Source organism: Arthrobacter sp. ZGTC212, from assembly GCF_002929255.1.
Taxonomy (GTDB): Bacteria; Actinomycetota; Actinomycetes; order Actinomycetales; family Micrococcaceae; genus Arthrobacter_B; species Arthrobacter_B sunyaminii.
In genome coordinates, this window is the sequence record NZ_PJIJ01000004.1 from 23,367 (window position 1) to 41,957 (window position 18,591).

General features: G+C 65.2%; 15 protein-coding genes and 2 tRNA genes. 8 read left to right on the forward strand and 9 right to left on the reverse strand.

Translation table 11 applies throughout. The features are described 5' to 3' along the window. Positions 1-2: 2 nt before the first annotated feature. Positions 3-1,184, reverse strand: a complete 1,182-nt coding sequence (locus tag CXQ89_RS15700) for a PLP-dependent aspartate aminotransferase family protein (protein WP_104161956.1) — start codon at positions 1,182-1,184, stop codon at positions 3-5. A gap of 105 nt (positions 1,185-1,289) precedes the next feature. Between CXQ89_RS15700 and tmk the strand changes: the two genes are divergently transcribed. The 6 genes from tmk to CXQ89_RS15730 all read left to right on the forward strand — a co-directional run bounded on the left by tmk (position 1,290) and on the right by CXQ89_RS15730 (position 6,299). After that, the gene (gene tmk, locus CXQ89_RS15705; protein ID WP_372434204.1) at positions 1,290-1,940 is read left to right on the forward strand and encodes a dTMP kinase; all 651 of its coding nucleotides are present in this window, start codon (positions 1,290-1,292) and stop codon (positions 1,938-1,940) included. Continuing rightward, positions 1,937-3,079: a DNA polymerase III subunit delta' gene (locus tag CXQ89_RS15710; protein WP_104161957.1), complete on the forward strand. Its 1,143-nt coding sequence runs from the start codon at positions 1,937-1,939 to the stop codon at positions 3,077-3,079. Before tmk ends, CXQ89_RS15710 begins: the two co-directional genes overlap by 4 nt. A gap of 73 nt (positions 3,080-3,152) precedes the next feature. Then, complete coding sequence (locus CXQ89_RS15715; RefSeq protein WP_104161958.1) at positions 3,153-4,745, forward strand: alpha/beta hydrolase; 1,593 nt, start codon at positions 3,153-3,155, stop codon at positions 4,743-4,745. Between the two features lie 113 nt (positions 4,746-4,858). Continuing rightward, positions 4,859-5,452, forward strand: coding sequence for a TetR/AcrR family transcriptional regulator (locus tag CXQ89_RS15720; protein WP_219815627.1), 594 nt, complete (start codon positions 4,859-4,861; stop codon positions 5,450-5,452). Positions 5,453-5,463: 11 nt separating this feature from the next. Next, entirely contained in the window at positions 5,464-6,144 is a 681-nt protein-coding gene (locus CXQ89_RS15725) for a VC0807 family protein (protein WP_104161959.1), read from the forward strand. Positions 6,145-6,223: 79 nt separating this feature from the next. Beyond that, a tRNA-Thr gene (locus tag CXQ89_RS15730) sits at positions 6,224-6,299 on the forward strand. A gap of 82 nt (positions 6,300-6,381) precedes the next feature. Here the strand turns inward: CXQ89_RS15730 and CXQ89_RS15735 are convergent. The 7 genes from CXQ89_RS15735 to CXQ89_RS15765 all read right to left on the reverse strand — a co-directional run bounded on the left by CXQ89_RS15735 (position 6,382) and on the right by CXQ89_RS15765 (position 12,630). Continuing rightward, a complete protein-coding gene (locus CXQ89_RS15735) occupies positions 6,382-7,218 on the reverse strand; it encodes an aldo/keto reductase (protein ID WP_104161960.1) in 837 nt (278 codons plus the stop codon). 97 nt (positions 7,219-7,315) lie between these two features. After that, complete coding sequence (locus CXQ89_RS15740) at positions 7,316-7,795, reverse strand: hypothetical protein (protein ID WP_104055884.1); 480 nt, start codon at positions 7,793-7,795, stop codon at positions 7,316-7,318. 5 nt (positions 7,796-7,800) lie between these two features. Continuing rightward, positions 7,801-8,502, reverse strand: coding sequence for a bacterial proteasome activator family protein (locus tag CXQ89_RS15745; protein WP_237685782.1), 702 nt, complete (start codon positions 8,500-8,502; stop codon positions 7,801-7,803). 43 nt (positions 8,503-8,545) lie between these two features. Next, positions 8,546-8,806 (reverse strand): hypothetical protein, encoded by a 261-nt coding sequence (locus CXQ89_RS15750; protein ID WP_104055882.1) that lies wholly within the window; start codon positions 8,804-8,806, stop codon positions 8,546-8,548. A gap of 153 nt (positions 8,807-8,959) precedes the next feature. Further along, positions 8,960-9,172: a YbdD/YjiX family protein gene (locus tag CXQ89_RS15755; protein ID WP_374952995.1), complete on the reverse strand. Its 213-nt coding sequence runs from the start codon at positions 9,170-9,172 to the stop codon at positions 8,960-8,962. Then, positions 9,169-11,460 (reverse strand): carbon starvation CstA family protein, encoded by a 2,292-nt coding sequence (locus CXQ89_RS15760; RefSeq protein WP_104161961.1) that lies wholly within the window; start codon positions 11,458-11,460, stop codon positions 9,169-9,171. The genes CXQ89_RS15755 and CXQ89_RS15760 overlap by 4 nt, the downstream gene beginning before the upstream one ends. Positions 11,461-11,652: 192 nt before the next feature. Then, entirely contained in the window at positions 11,653-12,630 is a 978-nt protein-coding gene (locus CXQ89_RS15765) for an NAD(P)H-quinone oxidoreductase (RefSeq protein WP_104161962.1), read from the reverse strand. 65 nt (positions 12,631-12,695) lie between these two features. On the opposite strand from CXQ89_RS15765, the gene CXQ89_RS15770 reads away from it, so the two are divergent. Beyond that, positions 12,696-12,786: transfer RNA gene (locus CXQ89_RS15770), tRNA-Ser, on the forward strand. A gap of 211 nt (positions 12,787-12,997) precedes the next feature. Then, on the forward strand, positions 12,998-17,500 hold the full coding sequence (locus tag CXQ89_RS15775) for an ExeM/NucH family extracellular endonuclease (protein ID WP_104161963.1): 4,503 nt from the start codon (positions 12,998-13,000) through the stop codon (positions 17,498-17,500). Between the two features lie 93 nt (positions 17,501-17,593). Here CXQ89_RS15775 and CXQ89_RS15780 read toward each other — a convergent pair whose 3' ends face one another. Further along, the gene (locus CXQ89_RS15780) at positions 17,594-18,544 is read right to left on the reverse strand and encodes a zinc-binding dehydrogenase (protein ID WP_104161964.1); all 951 of its coding nucleotides are present in this window, start codon (positions 18,542-18,544) and stop codon (positions 17,594-17,596) included. Positions 18,545-18,591: the final 47 nt, after the last annotated feature.

Here is an 18,591-nt window from a genome sequence, read left to right on the forward strand (position 1 = left end):
GCCTACCTTGCCAGCGCTTGGGACAGGTCCGACCAGAGGTCCTCGGCGTTCTCGATGCCCACCGAGAGCCGCAGCAGGTTCTCCGGCACCGCATGCGGTTCCCCCGGCTGGCGCCGCCGGCGCTCAATCAGTGATTCCACTCCGCCCAGCGAAGTGGCCGGGAGCCACAAACGAACCTTGTCTGCCACGGCTTCCGCAGCCTCGGCCCCGCCGGCAACTTCGATGCACAGGATGGAACCGAACCCGTCCATCTGCTTGACGGCGCGTTCATATCCGGCGTCCCCGGGCAGGCCCGGGTAGCGGACCGCCTCCACTGCGGGATGTCCGAGCAGCCGGTCCGCCAGCAGGCCCGCCGTGGTCTGCGATCTTTCGATTCGGAGCGCCAGGGTCCGCAGCCCGCGCAGCGCCAGCCACACCTCAAAGGGTCCCGCGATGGCGCCGTGCAGCGAGCGGTGGTTGTGCAGCCGGGCGCGGAGGTCCTCATCCGAGGTGGCCAGTGCTCCAAGGATTACGTCCGAGTGCCCGGCAAGGTACTTGGTGACCGAGTGGAGGACGACGTCGGCGCCCAGCTCCAGCGGACGGGTTACCAGGGGCGTGGAAAAGGTATTGTCCGCGACCACGAGCGCACCGGCGTCATGCGCGGCGCGGGCCAGCACGTCGATCTCAGCCACCTCAAGCATCGGATTGGTGGGGCTTTCAATCCACAGCATGTCCGCCGGCCGGGAGGTTCCGGATTCCCCCGGTGAACCCTGCAGGGCAGCCAGCACCTGCTCCGTATCCGCAATGTCCACGGTCCGGACGGTGAAACGTCCGTTGGCTGCCTCTTCCGCGGCGAGGAGCAGGGAACCCTGATAGCTGTGCTGCGGCATCACCAGGATTCCGCCGGCGGGAACCAGCGACAACGCGGCAGCCACGGCAGCCAGGCCCGAGGAAAAGACCAGGGCCGGCAAAGCTGCTCCTTCAAGCTCTGACAGGACCGTTTCAAAGGGGTCCCAGGTGGGGTTGGAAAACCGCCCGTACACCCGGTCGCCGGGAGCCGGAGTCCCTGCGCCGTGGAAGGTGGAAGAAAGCACAATGGGCGGGTTGACCGGGGCATCCGGCTCACGCGGCGGGCGCCCCGCGGACACCACTACGGTGTCCGGTGAAAGGTTCGCTGTCCAGTGGTGGTTCGGCGCTTGGCTCATGGGACCAGCCTAATGCGCTGATTCGGGATAGGTCCGCGCATTACGTTCGCGCAGGGACCCATGGACCGGCAGCTGCCTCCCAGCCGGACTGGGTACGCTAGGCAGGTGAGTATTTCTGATGTCCCAGCCGGTACGCCCGGCCTGTTCATAACCTTCGAGGGCGGCGACGGTGCCGGCAAGTCGACCCAGGCCGCCAAGCTCACTGCGGCCCTCGAATCATCCGGGCACACCGTGGTCCGCACGCGTGAACCCGGCGGAACGCCGGTGGGAGAACAGCTGCGGTCCCTGGTACTGGAGCACGGCAACGGCGAAATCGACGCCCGCACCGAGGCCTTGATCTTTGCGGCCTCGCGGGCCGCGCACGTGGCACAGGTAATCCGCCCGGCGGTGGAACGCGGCGAGGTGGTGGTCTGCGACCGGTTCATCGACAGCTCGGTGGCCTATCAGGGGTCCGGGCGGTCCCTGGGCACGGACGATGTGCGGCAGCTGAACATCTGGGCCACGGAGGGCTTCACCCCGGACCTCACCGTGCTGCTCGACGTTGATCCCGGGCAGGGCCGTCTGCGGCGCACGGCAAACGAGGCCGCCGAGGACCGGCTGGAATCCGAGCCGGACACCTTCCACCTGCGCATCCGCCGGGCCTTCCTGGAACAGGCCCGCACCGAACCGAACCGCTATCTGGTGCTCGACGCCGGACGGCCGGTGGAAGAGCTGGCAGCCACCATCCTGGCCAAGGTGCAGGAGCTGCTGCCGTGAGTGTCTGGGACGATCTGCAGGGCCAGGCTCCCGTGGTTGACCAGCTGCGCCGAGGGGCCGCCCAGGCAACCCCCAACCACGCCTGGCTGTTCACCGGACCGCCCGGGTCCGGGCGTTCCAATGCCGCCCGCGCCTTTGCCGCCGCCCTGCTGTGCGACCAGCAGGACCCGGCCCTGCGCGGCTGCGGAGAATGCAAGGCCTGCCGGACTGCACTCGCTGGCTCACACGCGGACGTCACTTCCGTCACCACGGAGAAAGTGACCATCAGCATCGATGAAGCCCGGGAACTGGTCCGCAAGGCCCAGGACAAGCCTTCCACCGGCCGCTGGCGCGTCATCATCGTCGAAGACGCCGACCGCATGCAGGAGCGCAGCACCAATGTGCTCCTCAAAGCCATCGAGGAACCGCCGCCGCGCACCATCTGGCTGCTTTGCGCCCCCAGCCCCGGCGACGTCCTGGTGACCATCCGTTCCCGCTGCCGTGCCGTCAGCCTGCGTCTGCCTCCGGTCGAGGACGTTGCTGAGCTCCTGATCCGCCGCGACGGCATTGACCCCGAGGTGGCCCGCGCCTCGGCACGTGCCGCCCAAAGCCACATTGGCATTGCCAAACGGCTGGCCACGGATGAGGGCGCACGCAGCCGCCGGGACTCCATCGTGCGGCTTCCCCTGTCCCTGCGCAATGTCTCCGGCGCCATGAAAGCGGCGGCCGATCTGGTGGCCCTGGCCGAAGCCGAAGCCACCAGTTCCTTTGAGCAGCGAGACGCCGCCGAGCGGCAGTCGCTGCTGGCCTCCCTGGGCGCACCGGAAAGCGGAACGCTGCCGCCGTCGATCCGAAGCCAGGTAAAGCGCCTCGAGGAGGACCAGGTCCGCCGCGCCAAACGGTCGAAGAACGACTACTTTGACCGGGCTCTGACCGATCTGCTGTCCTTCTACCGGGACGTGCTCATGCTCCAGCTGGGCAACGCCGACACCCTCGTCAATGAATCCCTGCGCCGTGAGCTGACCGAGTACGCCGCGCAGGGCTCTCCGGAGCAGACACTGCTGCGGATGGAGGAAATCAACGTGGTGCGCAGGCGCCTGGTATCCACCAACGTGGCGCCGCTGCTGGCCATCGAAGCCATGGCGGTTAGCCTGTTATAAGCCCGCGCAGCCAGCACGGCCAGCACCAGTCCGCTGACAACCATCGCACCATCCACCGCTTACAGGAGCAACGATGACCCCAGCCAGCCGCCGCTTTCCCCGACTCGCGCTGGCTGCAGCGTCCGCCGTCGTCCTGCTGACGGGCATCACTGCCTGTACCGGGGACACTGCGTCGGATGAAACCGGCACTGCCTCCCCGTCAACGTCCGCCAGCGCTGCTCCTACGGCAGCCTCGGCTGACGTGATCGGAGACGTTCCCGAGGACCTGCTGCCGTTTTACAGCCAGGAAGTGACCTGGGAAGAATGCGAGACGGGTTTTAGAAGCAGCTTCCAGTGCGCCACGGTGGAGGTTCCGCTGGACTACGCGGATCCGGAGGGCGAGAGCATTGAACTGGCCGCCATTCTGGCTCGGTCCGATGACACGCCGCAGGGCACCATCCTGCTGAATCCGGGCGGTCCCGGGGGCTCCGGCTATGACACCGTCCGTGAGTCCGTGGACTACGTAACCACGGACCGGCTGCGGGAGAACTTCAACATCTTGGGCTTTGACCCCCGCGGCGTCGGACGGTCCACCCCGGTGGAATGCCTCACCGATGCCGAGCTGGACGCGCTTCGCGAAGAATACTACGACCCGGCCGAACCGGCCGGGCGGGAAGCCGCGCGTGAGGACGCAAGGGAACTGGCGGCGAAATGCGAAGCGAAGACCGGCGAACTGCTGGGCCACGTGGACACTGTCAGCGCGGCCCGGGACATGGACATCCTGCGCGCGGTGGCCGGTGACAAGCAGTTGAATTACCTGGGCTTCTCCTACGGCACCTTCCTGGGTGCCACTTACGCCGAACTGTTTCCCGACAAAGTGGGCCGCATGGTTCTCGACGGCGGCCTGGATCCTTCCGCCAGCAATGAAGAGATCACTCTCGGGCAGGCGGAAGGCTTCGAAAACGCCATCCGTGCCTACGTAGAGGATTGTTTGACCTCCTCTAGCTGCCCCCTGTCGGGCAGCACCGACGAGGCCGTACAGACGATCCGGGACCTGATCGCCTCGGTCGAGGCCGGCCCCATGACGGCCAAGGACGGCCGGACCGTCACCGTGTCCACCTTTGTCACGGGCCTCATCGTGCCGTTGTACAACTCGGACAACTGGCCGATCCTCACGCAGGCGCTTGATGAAGCGCTCCAGGGTGATCCGTCCACGATGCTGTACCTTGCAGACCTCAACGCCGACCGCCAGCCGGACGGCACCTACGGGTCCAACACCACGGTGGCCTTCAGCGCCATCAACTGCCTGGACTATCCGATGACGGCCGACGACGAACAGATGGCCCTGGACGCGAAGAAACTCGAAGAAGCCTCCCCCACGATCGGGAAATTCCTCGGTTACGGCGGCATCACGTGCGAGTCCTGGCCCTACGAACCGGTCAACACCCCGCACGAGATCAAGGCCGAAGGCGCCGCTGAGCTGCTGGTCATCGGCACCACCGGCGATCCGGCCACCCCGTACCAGTGGTCGGTGGCACTGGCCGAACAGCTGGATTCGGCCACCCTGGTGACCTGGGAGGGCGAGGGACACACGGCCTATGGACGCGGGGATGACTGCATCGCCGATACGGTGGACGACTACTTCATTGACGGCACCGTGCCCGGCGAGGACAAGGTCTGCTCCTAACCCTTTGTAAAGAGCTGCCCTGCCGGCGTCTGGAATCCAGGCCAGGCAGGGCAGCTCTTTTTATTTTGTGGAAGCCTCTGGCCGCCGTTACTTCGGCGGCGTATTTTTTACTCATGCAGGTAAGACCGGTGACGGTCACCGGGGCCGCACGGCGGACCCAGATCATTGACGCCACCATCAAAGTCATCGCTGAACAGGGGTACGACCGTGCGTCGTTCGCCCGCATCGCTGAGCGCGCCGGAATCTCCAGCACGCGCCTGATTTCCTACCATTTCGCAGGAAAAGCCGACCTGATGGCCGCCGTGGCGGCGGACGTCATCACCGCCATCGGCAACTGGACCGGCGGGGAAATGCGGTCCCATGTCAGTGCTGCCGCCCAGCTGCGGGCGTACATCGAAGCGACCGTGCAGTTCATTGCCGACAACCGTGCACCCATGAAGGCCCTGACAGAAATTCTCCTGGCGGGAGCCCTGAATTATTCGGCAGCCGATGATGCCGGGGCCGGGGCGCCGCTGGAGCAACTGCTGCGCCGGGGACAGGAGGCCGGAGAGTTCCGGCCCTTTGACCCCCTGGTGATGGCAGCCGCCGTCCAGCGCTGCGTGGACGGGCTGCCGTTCCTGCTGGAGCGGGAACCGGAGCTGGACTGCACTGCCTATGCCCGCGAGCTGGCGATGCTTTTTGAGCTGGGCACCCGGCGCGAAATGTAAGGAGGAGCGAGGTGAAACGTCCGGCAGTACAGCACGGTTCCGCTCTAAAGCGGCTGATGCGCGGCCTGCGGCTGGCCGCCGACCTGCTGTTGCCTTTGGCGCTGTTCTACGGGCTCCGCGCCATGGGTGTCAGCGCCTACCTGGCCCTGCTGGCGGGAACCGCTGTTTCCCTGGCCGGAACCGCCGTCGACGTTGTCCGCCGGCGGACGCTCGGACCGGTGACGGCCTTCGTGATCACCCTGATGGTCTTCAGCACGGGAGTTTCTCTGATCGCCGGCGACGTGCGTTTCCTGCTGGCCCGGGGTGCATGGGCCACTGGTCTCGCGGGAGCATGGTTCCTGGCCAGTGCTTTTACCCGGCGGCCGCTGGTCTACCTGTTCAGCAGACCGCTGCTGCAGGGCCGTTTTGGGTGGCCCGGCGACTGGGACGCTGTCTGGGAGCGCGTGCCCCGTTTCCGCCGGGTTTGGCGGGTCACCTCGGTGGCATGGGGCCTCGCGCTGATCATCGACTGCGTGCTGCGCATCTTCATGGCCTACACGCTGCCCGTCGACAGCGTGCCTTCGCTGTCGGCCGCACTGTCCGCGCTCACCACCGTGGTACTCATAACGTTCGCCAACGTTTACTACCAGGTGACAGGGGCCGCCCGAAAATGGTCCCGGTTCTATGCCGTGCCGGAAACTCCGGCCCAATGACGCCCGTTTTGACCAGCCGGGCTGTGGCATATAAAGTTGTTCCTTGTGGATTCTGGCCCTTAGCGGACAGGTGAAGCCCGCCTCCTTAGCTCAGTTGGTAGAGCGTCTCACTCGTAATGAGAAGGTCGCCAGTTCGATTCTGGCAGGAGGCTCCACAGAAAAACCCCTGGAAACTCAGTTTCCAGGGGTTTTTGCGTGTCGCGTCGGTGGCCTCCTGAGGCGGAGGCCGCCGGCGGCCTAGGCGAAGTCGGCTGTGGCCGGGTCCGCTCCGTAGCGTGTGCCGTTGTCGAGGGCATTGATGGCGTCGATGTCCTCATCCGAAAGCTTGAGGTCCAGGGACTCCCAGTTTTCCTTAATCCGGGACTCGGTCACGGACTTCGGAATCACGATGTTGCCCAGGGCCAGGTGCCAGGCGATGACCACCTGGGCCGGGGTGGCGCCGTCGTACTTCGCGGCAATCTCCACCAGCTTGGGATCTTCCAGCAGACCCTTGCCGGAGCCCAGCGGGGACCAGGACTCATGCAGGATGTTGTGCTTGGCTTCGAAGGCACGCAGCTCGGACTGGTTCAGGTACGGGTGGGTTTCAACCTGGTTCAGGACCGGGACAACGCCGGTGGCGTCGATGATTTCCTGCAGCGCCTCCACGGTGAAGTTGCAGACACCGATGGACTTGACGCGACCCTGCTTCTGCAGTTCGATCAGGGCCTTCCAGGTGTCCACGTACTTGTTCTGCTTCGGCTGCAGCCAGTGGATCAGGTACAGGTCCAGGGTTTCCAGGCCCAGGCGTTCCATGGAAGCGTCGAAGGCCTTCAGGGTCTCTTCGTAGCCCTGGTCCGCGTTCCACACCTTGGTGGTGATGAACATGTCCCCGCGGGGAACAGAGGTAGCAGCGATGGCACGGCCAACGCCGGCTTCGTTGCCGTAGATCTTGGCAGTGTCGATGTGGCGGTAGCCAACCTCGAAGGCCTGTCCCACTACCTTTTCGGCAACTTCATCCTCAACCTGCCACACGCCGTAGCCGAGCTGGGGGATGGTGTTGCCGTCATTGAAAGTCAAAACCGGTGATGTAGTCATTCGCCTATCTTCGCAAATGACCGGCGGTATCCGGCATTGAATGACGCCTCTATGCTGGACGCGAAAAAAGCACCCGCCCTATTCCCGTTTTGCGGATTTATTTTCTGGAGCCGGCGGGTCCGGGGACGGCGACCTTCAATGCGCGTTCAGCTTCCAGCACGTCTTCGGCGACCAGCTGCGCCCGCCGGTGAACGTTCTGCAGACCTGCGGAGGCATACCCCCAGCGTTCGCCCTCAAGCCGGGACATGGCCGCGGCCTCCGCGGTGGCTGCCAGGGAGTTGCCGCTGCGGGAGAGAGCGCGGTGCACGGCGATGAGGGCTCCCGGAATGTCCTGTCCGTCGCTGGGCAGCCGGCGCTGTGCAGCCATGCACACCTCCCGCACCCGCGGCAGCAGCTCCGACAAGCTGTTGGCCACCGTCACCAGCTCGTTGTAAACGGCGTCGTCTTCCACCCCCTCCAGCATCTGGTGGTACCGGTCCAAACCGCGGGTAAAGCGGTCATGGGCCCGGCGCCACACGCCTTTTCCGAGTTGGGTGTCGTCCTTCCGCCCCTGCCGGGCGGCTGCAAAAAGTGCCATTGGTCCTACAGGTATTGCCCGGGACCGGCATGCGGTTCGGGGTTGGTGGATCCGATGCGGCTCTGGGCCGAAGAATCGGCACGGCGCGGCTCACCGTTCTCGCCGATAATGACGCCGGGGGCCAGGACGGTGCCGGGCGGGAGCTGGCGCAGCTGCAGACGTGAAGCCATTTGCTGGTTGGCGGTCTGCTGGGCTGCGATGGCGGTTTGAATGCCCCGGAACAGTCCTTCCAGCCACCCGACCAGCTGGGCCTGGGCGATGCGAAGTTCGGCGTCGGTGGGAACGGTGTCATCTCCGAAAGGCAGGTTAATGCGGTGGAGTTCTTCCACCAGTTCAGGCGCGAGTCCGTCCTCAAGTTCATGGAGGGACCGCTCATGGATTTCCGCCAGGCGGTTACGCGCTGCGTCATCCAGCGGCGCGTTCCGGACCTCCTCCAGGAGCTGCTTGACCATGGTTCCGATCCGCATGACCTTTGCGGGCTGGTCCACCAGATCGCGCAGCTTTGGCGGACCGGCTACGCTGTCGCCGCCGGAGGCAGGGTTTTCCGCACCGTTGCCGGGTGCTCCGCCGCCGGCGCCCGGAACGCCCACCGGCGGGTTGCTGGACGGCGCCTCAACACCTCCGACTTTCCCGGCACGTGATGAATCGTCGGATTTGGGCGCACGCGCCGCAGTCCCGCGGTCGGCGGATCCGTTCTCTTCAGTCATGCGTTAATGCTCTCATGGTTGACCCTGATTACCCGGTGGCGAGCTAGTTTTCGAGCTCTTCCTCCCGCATTTTCGCGTACTCCCCGCTCGGGCTCAGGCCCGCGACCTGCTGGCCGGCATTGAGCTGTCCGGCGGTGTAGTGCCGGTCATCAAATTCGGGCCCCACCCCTGATTCCCGTGGCAGGTTAATGTCCTCGGCCAAGTGTTCATTCCCGTTGTCGGCCGTATCTGTGACGGGGAGGTTGATGTCATCGCGCAGGTGCTCGTCCTGCGGCATGTTCTCGGCATTCCGGTGATGTCCCATTCTTCACGGTAGGCCGATGCGCGGCTGACGCTCAAGGCCGGGAAACATAACGACATGCTTCGGGCTGTCCGGTCCGTTGCCTGCAGCTGCCGCGCAAACGATGACGGCGGCACCAGGGCTGGTGCCGCCGTCATCGTCATGAAACTGGATCCGTCAGCAGCAGCGGCCCGCCGGGTTTGCGTCCTGGCGGTCCATTTTGTCCTTCCAGAACTCACGTTCGCTGAGCAGCGGCCCAGTGCATCCGGAGGCCCGGTGGAAGGACACGTACTTCCGGTAGGCGTCTTCACCCATGACGTCGCGGAACAACCGGACGAACCCGCGAAGCCCGTCCCTCACTCCTGCCGTCCGGGCACCGGCCGGGGTCACGAATGGGCCTTTCGAACGACCTTGCGGTCCTCGGGGAGGGCATCCCACTGAGCCTGGATCTCCTTCTCCGCCGGCGTGGCGAGGAAACCCGAGGGCGCGAACATCCGCGAGGGCACCGCAGGGTCCTCGGCACTGGGTGCACCGCCGGACCGGTACGAGCGGATGCTCGCGAGAATGGCGGTGACAATGACGATGATGGCGAGGGTGACAAACACGATGGACAGCGTGCCCTGAATGAAGGTGTTTCGGACCACCGCTTCCATGGCTGCCACCGTCTTGGCCGTTCCGAAGCTGGTCTCGCCCCGCTCGAGGGCTCCCTTAAAGGCGTTGTGCTGCGCCCAGTAACCCACGGCCGGAACGGTGGAGAAGATCTTGTACATGGAGGCGGTGATGGTCACCACGGACGCGAACGCCAGCGGCAGCACCACAATCCAGATGTATTTGAACACGTTCTTCTTCGCCAGAATGGCCAGGCAGATGGCCAGGGCTATTGCCGCCAGCAGCTGGTTGGCGATGCCGAAGAGCGGGAACAGGGTATTGATGCCGCCCAGCGGATCCGTGACCCCCATGATCAGGATCGAGCCCCAACCTCCCACCATGACGGCCGTACAGATCCAGGCTCCGGTACGCCAGGAGGTGTCACGGAACTTGGGAATGAAGTTGCCGATGGAGTCCTGCAGCATGAACCGGGCCACGCGGGTGCCTGCGTCCACTGCGGTGAGGATGAACAGGGCTTCGAACATGATGGCGAAGTGGTACCAGAACGCCATCATTGAGGAACCGCCGATAAAGCTCTGCATGATCTGGGCGAGCCCGACTGCCAGCGTGGGTGCGCCGCCGGTGCGCGACACGATGGATTCCTCGCCCACGTTTGAGGCCATGTTGGTGAGCATGTCCGGAGTCAGGTTCACGCCGGCCAGGCCCAGGCTGTTGACGAAGGCGACGGCGCCTTCCACGGTGCCGCCGGTGGCTGCGGCCGAGGAGTTCATGGCGAAGTAGATGCCGCGGTCAATGGAGATGGCTGCGACCAGGGCCATGACGGCCACGAAGGACTCCATCAGCATGCCGCCGTAGCCGATGAAGCGGGTCTGCCGTTCCTTCTCGATCATCTTCGGAGTGGTTCCGGAGGCGATCAGGGCATGGAACCCGGACAGGGCTCCGCAGGCGATGGTGACGAAGAGGAACGGGAACAGGGGGCCGGCCACTACCGGGCCGTTGTCCGCGGACGCGAATTCGCTGATGGCCGGTACGGTGATTTCCGGCCGGACAATGATGATGGCCACCGCCAGCATCACGATCGTGCCCACCTTCATGAAGGTGGACAGGTAGTCACGGGGTGCCAGCAGCAGCCAGACGGGCAGCACTGCGGCAATGAACCCGTAAATGATGATGCCCCAGGCGATGACGGTTTTGTCCAGGGTCAGTGCGTCGCCAAGCGCGGTGTCCGCGATCATGCCGCCGCCGATGATGGCCAGCAGCAGCAGGACAAAACCGATGAGGGACACTTCGGTGACTCTGCCCGGACGCAGGAACCGCAGGTACACGCCCATGAACAGGGCAATGGGGATGGTCATTCCCACGGAGAAGACGCCCCACGGGCTCTCAGCCAGTGCATTGACAACCACCAGGGCCAGGATGGCCACGATGATGATCATGATGGCAAGGGTGGCGATCAGGGCCGCGGTGCCGCCCACTCGTCCCAGTTCCTCGCGGGCCATCTGGCCCAGCGAGCGCCCGCCGCGGCGCATGGAGAAGAACATGACCAGGTAATCCTGGACGGCACCGGCCAGGACGACGCCGATGATGATCCAGATGGTGCCGGGCAGGTAGCCCATCTGGGCAGCCAGGACCGGCCCGACCAGGGGTCCCGCTCCTGCAATGGCCGCGAAGTGGTGCCCGTAAAGGACGCGTCGGTCCGTGCCGGCGTAATCCTTGCCGTCCGCCTTGTATTCCGCCGGGGTGGCCCGGAGGTCATTGGGCCGAAGGAGTTTGCGCTCAATGAACTTGGAGTAGAAGCGGTACGCGATGAAGTACGTGCAGACAGCTGCGAACACAAACCAGATGGCGTTGACGGTTTCCCCGCGGACCAGCGCCAGCATGTACCAGCTCACGCCGCCCAGCAGCGCAATGCCGGCCCAAATGGCGATCTTCAGCGGAGTCCATTCCCGATCCTGGGCGTCTGCCGTTTCGGCGTCCAGGGCCACCGGCGGAAGGTCCGGATCCTGCTCCAGGACGTCACTGTCCTCAGGTTTTCCGGGAGCGGCCCGGCGCCGGCGATTCTCACTCATGGAGGGTCCCTTTGCTTGCGGTAATGAAGCGTGGAAGCCGGCAGTGGAACCGGCAGGAGCCGGAAGATTCCGGACTCTTGCCACAGAGGGTAGCAGTGCGCTGTGACCCCGGGCACAAGACAGGCCGGTGACTGTCCGGAGCAGTCACCGGCCGGGCCGTAGGCGCAGGGGCAGGAACACCTGCGGGCGGCATTAGGTTGTCAGCAGGATTTTTCCTGTGTGGACACCGGAGTCGAAGTACTCGTGGGCTGCTGCGGCTTCGGCCAGGGGGAAGGTCTTGTCCACCAGCGGGCGGATTTTTCCTGCCTCAACCAGCGGCCAGACATACTGCTTGACCGCCTGCATGATGGCGGCCTTTTCCTCAGTCGGGCGGGCGCGCAGGGTGGTCCCGATGACGGCCAGCCGCTTGCGCATCAGCAGGTTGAGGTCAATCTCCGCCTTGGTGCCGCCCTGCAGGCCAATAATAACCAGGCGTCCGGACACCGCCAGCGCCTCGAGGTTGCGCTGCAGGTACTTCGCTCCGATGACGTCCAGGATGACGTCAGCTCCGCGGCCGTCGGTGACTTCGCGCACCCGAGCCACGAAATCCTCGGTCTTGTAGTTGATCAGGACCTGGGCGCCCAGGGACCGCGCCAGTTCCAGTTTCTCCGCTGATCCCGCGGTGACCATGGGGACGGCCCCGAACGCTGCGACCATTTGAATGGCCATCGTTCCGATGCCGCCCGCTCCCCCGTGGATCAGGACGTGATCCCCCTCAGTGACCCCGGCGGCCATGAACAGGTTGGAAAACACAGTGGCAGCGGTTTCCGGCAAGGCTGCCGCCGTCACCAGGTCAAGGCCGGCCGGGACGGGCAGAACCTGCCCCGCCGGGACATTCACCTGGTCGGCGTAACCGCCGCCCGTCAGCAGGGCGACGACGTCGGCCCCCACCGAGAGTCCTTCGACGCCGGTTCCCAATGCGGCTATCCGGCCCGACACCTCAAGACCCGGGTATTCGGAGGAGCCGGCCGGAACCGGGTAGTGCCCCTGGCGCTGCAGCACGTCCGCCCGGTTCAAACCCGCGGCGGCCACATCAATGAGCACTTCCCCCGGGCCGGGCACCGGCGCCGGCACCTCTTGAACCTGCAGGGCTTCCGGCCCTCCGGGCGAATTAATGACAATTGCTCTCATTCTGACCTCCGCGGTGCTTGATCGAATTTTGGGTGTTTTGCACCTTTCTGCCAGACTACTAGTGAGGAAGGTTGTCCGAGCGGCCGATGGAGCTGGTCTTGAAAACCAGTGTGCGGTAACCCCGTACCAAGGGTTCGAATCCCTTACCTTCCGCCAAAAACCGAAAAGCGGTCCCGTATTGGGGCCGCTTTTTTGTTATCCGGGGACTCCCCACATGCAATAACTTCGATTGGTCTCCTGCAGGTCATGTGTTCGTAACGCAGACCACATAGTATTACGTGCGTCACTCCAGTTACCCCCCCCTTGGCGCCGCGCGGCGGTGTCACTACTGTCGGCTGGCACTCCAGCGGACCAAGGAGCAAGAGGCATGAGAAGACCATTCTGGAAGGCTGCGCTGGGAACCACCCTCACAGCCGGCCTGCTGGCAGCACCGATCACGGCGCTGCCGGCCTTTGCACAAGACAGCAGTGCTGCTGTTTCCCCCGGTGTCATCATCAACGAGGCGTACCTGAGCGGCGGCAGCGCCAACGCGCCGTTCGCCAACAAGTTCGTGGAGCTGTACAACCCGACCGGGGAAGACGTCAGCCTTGACGGCTGGTCGCTCCAGTACCGTGCCGCGGGCTCGACGGCGGCACCCACCGGCATCGGCGCACTGTCCGGCACCATTCCTGCCGGCGGCTACTATCTGGTCTCCGGCGCCTCCAACGGCGCCACCGGAGCACCCCTGCCCGAAGCCGATGCGAACATCGGCGCCAGCTTCTCCGGCTCGGGCGGCACCCTGATCCTGTCCAGCCAGTCCACCCGGGTGGATCCCCTGCCCACCGGTTCGGTCACCGCCGCCGCCGGCGTCGTTGATCTGCTCGGCTACGGCACCTCGAACACCTTCGAAACCTCCGCCGCCGCCGCACCGGCGGGAAACAGCGATCCCAAGTCCCTGAACCGGACCGGATTCGCGGACACGAACAACAACGCAGCGGATTTCGTGCTCAGCGCAGCCGTGACTCCCACCGGAACCGGCGGAACAGTTCCCACCGAGCCGACTCCGACCCCCACTCCGACGCCGTCGCCCACCACGCCCGTCGAACCGCCTGAGGGCGCCATTCCCATTGCCCAGATCCAGGGGACCGGTGACACCAGTCCGCTGGTGGGCCAGACCGTCACCACCCGCGGAAAAGTCACCGGTGTCTATCCCACCGGCGGGTTCAACGGCTACTACCTCCAGACCCCCGGGACCGGCGGCGCACTGGATCCGGCCACCCACACCGCTTCGGACGGCATCTTCGTCTTCTCCGCAGACACCGTCGGCTCCGTAGCAGCCGGTGACTATGTTGAGGTCACCGGCGCCGTGGGCGAATACTTCGGACTCACCCAGCTCACGGTTGCTGCCGGCCAGATGACCAAGCTCGACGAACCGGCCGAAGAGGTCAAGCCTGCCGCTGTTGCCTGGCCGGCCTCCGACGCGGAGCGTGAAGCCCTCGAGGGCATGCTGCTGGCACCGCAGGGCAGTTATACGGTGACCGACAATTACTCCCTGAACCAGTACGCGGAGATCGGTCTGGCCGCCGGCGACTCGCCCCTGGTCCAGCCCACCGCCGTGGCTGCCGTAGGAACCCCGGAGCACGACGCCGTCGTCGCCGACAACGCGGCCCGCGCCGTGAAGCTGGACGACGGCAGCAGCATCAATTTCCTCAGCGCCGCCAATCAGGGCATCGCGCTTCCCTACCTGACCCTGGACAACCCGGTGCGCATCGGCGCCGCCGCGACGTTCACCACGGGCGTCATCCTGGACTACCGCAACAGTGCCTGGAAGTTCCAGCCGCTCACCGCGCTCACAGCTGCCAATGCGGCAGAGGTGGCCCCGGCGTCGTTCGAAGCCACGCGCACCGCCGCACCGGAAAGCGTGGGAGGAAACCTCAAACTCGCATCCTTCAACGTGCTCAACTACTTCAGCACGACGGGCACGGATCTCACCGGCTGCACCTACTACAACGACCGCGCCGGCGCCCCGCTGACCGTGCGCGGAGGCTGCGACGCCCGAGGCGCTGCCAACCCGGAGAACCTGGAACGGCAGCAGGCCAAGATCGTTTCCGCCATCAACGCCCTGGGCGCCGACGTCGTGTCCCTGATGGAGGTGGAAAATTCCGCAGTGTTCGGCAAGGACCGCGATGAAGCCCTGGCCAACCTGACCGCCGCCCTGAATGAGGCAGCACCGGGAACCTGGGATTATGTCCGTTCCCCCGCAGCGCTGCCGGACGCTGAAGACGTCATCCGCACCGCCTTCATCTTCCGCACGGCCGTTGCCGAGCCGGTGGGTGAATCCGTCATCCTCAACGATGAAACCGTCTTCTCCAATGCGCGTGAACCGCTGGCGCAGGCCTTCAAGCCTGTCGCCGGGGACGACAGCTCCACCATCCTGGCTGTGAGCAATCACTTCAAATCCAAGGGATCGGCTCCGGCAACCGGCGAAAACGCCGACACCGGGCAGGGCGGCTGGAACGCAGACCGCGTCCGGCAGGCCCAGGCACTGGCGGCGTTTGCCGACGGCGCGGCCGAAACCGCCGGCACGGAAAAGGTCTTCCTGCTGGGAGACTTCAACTCCTACGCCGCCGAAGATCCGATGAACGTTCTGGCCGGGGCCGGTTACGTGAATCTGGGCAAGGCCACCGGCAAGCACTCCTATGCCTTCAGCGGGATGGTCGGTTCCCTGGACCACATCCTGGCATCTGAGGAAGCAGCGGAAGCCGTCACCGGTGCCGACATCTGGAACATCAACTCGGTGGAGTCGGTGGCACTGGAATACAGCCGCTACAACACCAACGTCACCAACTACTACGCACCGGATCCGTACCGTTCCTCGGACCACGATCCCATCCTCGTCGGCCTGGACCTGACCCCGGCCGGAACTGAAACCGAGGAACTGAACCTGCTGAACATCAACGATTTCCACGGCCGCATTGATGACAACACCGTCAATTTCGCCGGAACCGTTGAACAGCTCAAGGCCGCCGCACCCGAGGGCAGCTCGCTGTTCCTCTCTGCGGGAGACAACATCGGCGCTTCGCTGTTCGCCTCCTCGGTACAGCAGGATGTCCCGACGATCGATGTGCTGAACGCCCTGGGACTGCGGGCCTCGGCCGTGGGCAACCACGAGTTCGACGCCGGTTACGCCGACCTGACGGACCGGGTTGATCCCGCTGCGGACTTCCCGTATCTGGGGGCCAACGTCTACCTCAAGGGCACCACCACCCCGGCCCTGGACGAATACACGGTCCTGGACGTCAACGGCGTTTCCGTGGCCGTCATCGGTGCCGTCACCGAAGAGACCTCCACGCTGGTCACGCCCGGCGGCATTGCCGCGCTTGAGTTCGGTGATCCCGTGGAAGCCGTCAACCGCGTAGCCGAAAAGCTGCAGGCTGAGGGCGATGTTGACGTCATCATCGCCGAGTACCACGAGGGCGCCGGCAGCGGCACTCCCGACGGCGCTTCCCTCGCCGATGAACTGGCCGACGGCGGTGCGTTTGCCGAGATCGTGAACGGCACCAGCCCGCTGGTGGACGCCATCTACACCGGGCACACCCACAAGCAGTACGCCTGGGATGCCCCCGTTCCCGGCACTGACGGCAAGACCCGTCCGGTGCTGCAGACCGGTTCCTACGGCGAGTTTGTCGGCCAGATCACCTTGGATTACAACCCGGCCACGGATGAGGTGCTGTCCTACACGGCGACCAACGTTCCGCGGACCACCGCGAGCGCTGAGTCACTCATTGCCGCCTACCCCGCGGTGGCAGAGGTCAAGTCCATTGTGGATGCGGCGCTGGCCTCCGCTGCCGAGATCGGCAACCAGCCGGTCGGTTCGGTGACGGCTGACATTACGACGGCGTTCAACGGCACCGTCCGTGATGACCGCAGCTCGGAATCCACGCTGGGCAACCTCGTGGCAGACTCCCTGTTGAACACGCTGTCCTCCGCCGAGCGCGGCGGCGCCGAAATCGGCGTCACCAACCCCGGCGGTCTGCGCGCCGAGCTGTACTACGGCGACGACGGCGTGATCACTTACGCCGAAGCCAACGCAGTGCTGCCGTTCGTCAACAACCTGTGGACCACCACGCTCACCGGTGCCCAGCTCAAGACGATGCTGGAACAGCAGTGGCAGCCCGACGGAAGCTCACGTGCCTTCCTGGCGCTGGGCCTGTCCGACAACATCACCTACACCTATGATCCGGACCAGCCGCGCGGCTCCCGGATCCAGACCGTCACCATCAACGGTGCCGCCATGGATCCGTCCCGCGCCTACCGGGTGGGCACCTTCAGCTTCCTGGCCCAGGGCGGCGATAACTTCACCGTCTTCTCCGAAGGCACTGACACCCGTGACTCCGGACTGGTGGACCGTGATGCCTGGATCAGCTACATCGAAGCCAACAGCCCGCTCTCCCCGGACTTTGCCCGCCAGGGCGTCATCGTCAAGGGCGCCCCGACAACTGCAACGGCCGGAACCGCGGCGTCCTTCACCGTGTCCGGTTTGGATCTGACCTCGCTGGGCAGCCCCGCGAACACCGGGCTGGCCGCCAGCTGGGTGAATGCGGCCGGCACCGCCACCGCTCTGGGAACAGCCCCTGTGGCAACCGGGACGGCAACTGTGAACGTGACCCTGCCGGCGTCGGCTTCCGGTTCGGGCACCCTGGTGCTCACCGCGGCTCCGTCCGGTACCACGGTGACGCTTCCTGTCACGGTGGAGGCTGCTCCGACAGTTCCGCCGGCTCCGGTTTGCAAGGCTCCGGTTCCGCCCCAGCACTGGTGGGATGTCCGGGGCTGGCTCCGGTACGCCCTTGAGTGGGCCAAGTACCTGGTCTGCCTGAGTCAGCGGGGCTAGTCCGGGCTGCTTGATCAATAGAGCCTGAGACAAATAAGAGGCGGTGCTGCCGGGACCCTGGGTCCCGGCAGCACCGCCTCTTGTTTGCGGCGTCTAGTTCCCGAAGCGGGCGACGAGCCGGCCGAGAACCTGGTTGTTCTTCAGCCGCTCGAGGCCCTCGCCGATCTGGTCGAACGTGATTTCCTCGTAGCCCGGAGTGATCTCGCCGCGGAGCATCAGGTCAAAGACCTCCTCGATGTCGGCCACGGTGCCGCCGAGCGAACCTTCGATGGTCTTGCCCAGGATCGAGGTGGTCAGGATGGTGAACGTCTGTTTGCCCAAACCGACCTGGACAACCTTGCCGCCGCGCTTAATCGCATTCACGGCTTTCTGGGTGGTATCGAAACCGGCGTAATCGACCACGAGGTCAAAGTCGCCGCCCCGCCGCCGATCGGTCACCCATTCCGCGGCATCCTTCACGCAGGAAACTGCACCGACTTCCCTGGCCGCGGGCCAGGCCTCTTCCTTCATCTCAGCCACGTGCACCTCGGCCCCGGCCAGGACCGCAGCGCGGGCACCGATCTGCCCCAGTCCACCGAAGCCGATGACGCCGACCTTCATGCCCTTCTTGGCGCCGCCGGCCTTGATCATCGCGTGATAGGAGGTCATGCCGGCGTCCGTGGCCAAAGCGGCAAGGGAGATGTCCAGGCCGTCCGGAACGCGGGCCAGATCGCGGTAATCCGCGGCCAGCTTGTCCGCGAAGCCGCCGGGGGTGAACATGCCCAGCGGCGGCTGGACGCCGGCGGAATTCACGCCCACCACGTCCCCCACTTTGAAGCCGGTGACTTCCGAGCCCAGCGCCGTAATGACGCCGGCGTTCTCATGACCCTGCGTCATCGGCAGGAACGGCATGGCCTGATCCCCGACCTCCATGTACATCACGTCGGAGTGGCACAGGCCTGCAGCCAACACATCAATAATGACCTGGGTGGGACCGGGAACCGGCTCCTCAACCTCATTCAGCTGGATCGGCTGCTGCTTCCCCATGTACTGCCAAGCTCTCATGACTGGTGTCCTTCCGACGGGGTCGAGGGCGGCAGACCCCGCACATG

Coding starts and splice junctions, on each gene's coding strand:
- CXQ89_RS15765 (WP_104161962.1), bottom strand. CDS start 12,630: ATGAGAGCAATTGTCATTAATTCGCCCGGAGGGCCGGAAGCCCTGCAG.
- CXQ89_RS15715 (WP_104161958.1), top strand. CDS start 3,153: ATGACCCCAGCCAGCCGCCGCTTTCCCCGACTCGCGCTGGCTGCAGCG.
- CXQ89_RS15780 (WP_104161964.1), bottom strand. CDS start 18,544: ATGAGAGCTTGGCAGTACATGGGGAAGCAGCAGCCGATCCAGCTGAAT.
- CXQ89_RS15760 (WP_104161961.1), bottom strand. CDS start 11,460: ATGAGTGAGAATCGCCGGCGCCGGGCCGCTCCCGGAAAACCTGAGGAC.
- CXQ89_RS15720 (WP_219815627.1), top strand. CDS start 4,859: ATGCAGGTAAGACCGGTGACGGTCACCGGGGCCGCACGGCGGACCCAG.
- CXQ89_RS15740 (WP_104055884.1), bottom strand. CDS start 7,795: ATGGCACTTTTTGCAGCCGCCCGGCAGGGGCGGAAGGACGACACCCAA.
- CXQ89_RS15745 (WP_237685782.1), bottom strand. CDS start 8,502: ATGACTGAAGAGAACGGATCCGCCGACCGCGGGACTGCGGCGCGTGCG.
- CXQ89_RS15700 (WP_104161956.1), bottom strand. CDS start 1,184: ATGAGCCAAGCGCCGAACCACCACTGGACAGCGAACCTTTCACCGGAC.
- CXQ89_RS15750 (WP_104055882.1), bottom strand. CDS start 8,806: ATGGGACATCACCGGAATGCCGAGAACATGCCGCAGGACGAGCACCTG.
- CXQ89_RS15775 (WP_104161963.1), top strand. CDS start 12,998: ATGAGAAGACCATTCTGGAAGGCTGCGCTGGGAACCACCCTCACAGCC.
- CXQ89_RS15735 (WP_104161960.1), bottom strand. CDS start 7,218: ATGACTACATCACCGGTTTTGACTTTCAATGACGGCAACACCATCCCC.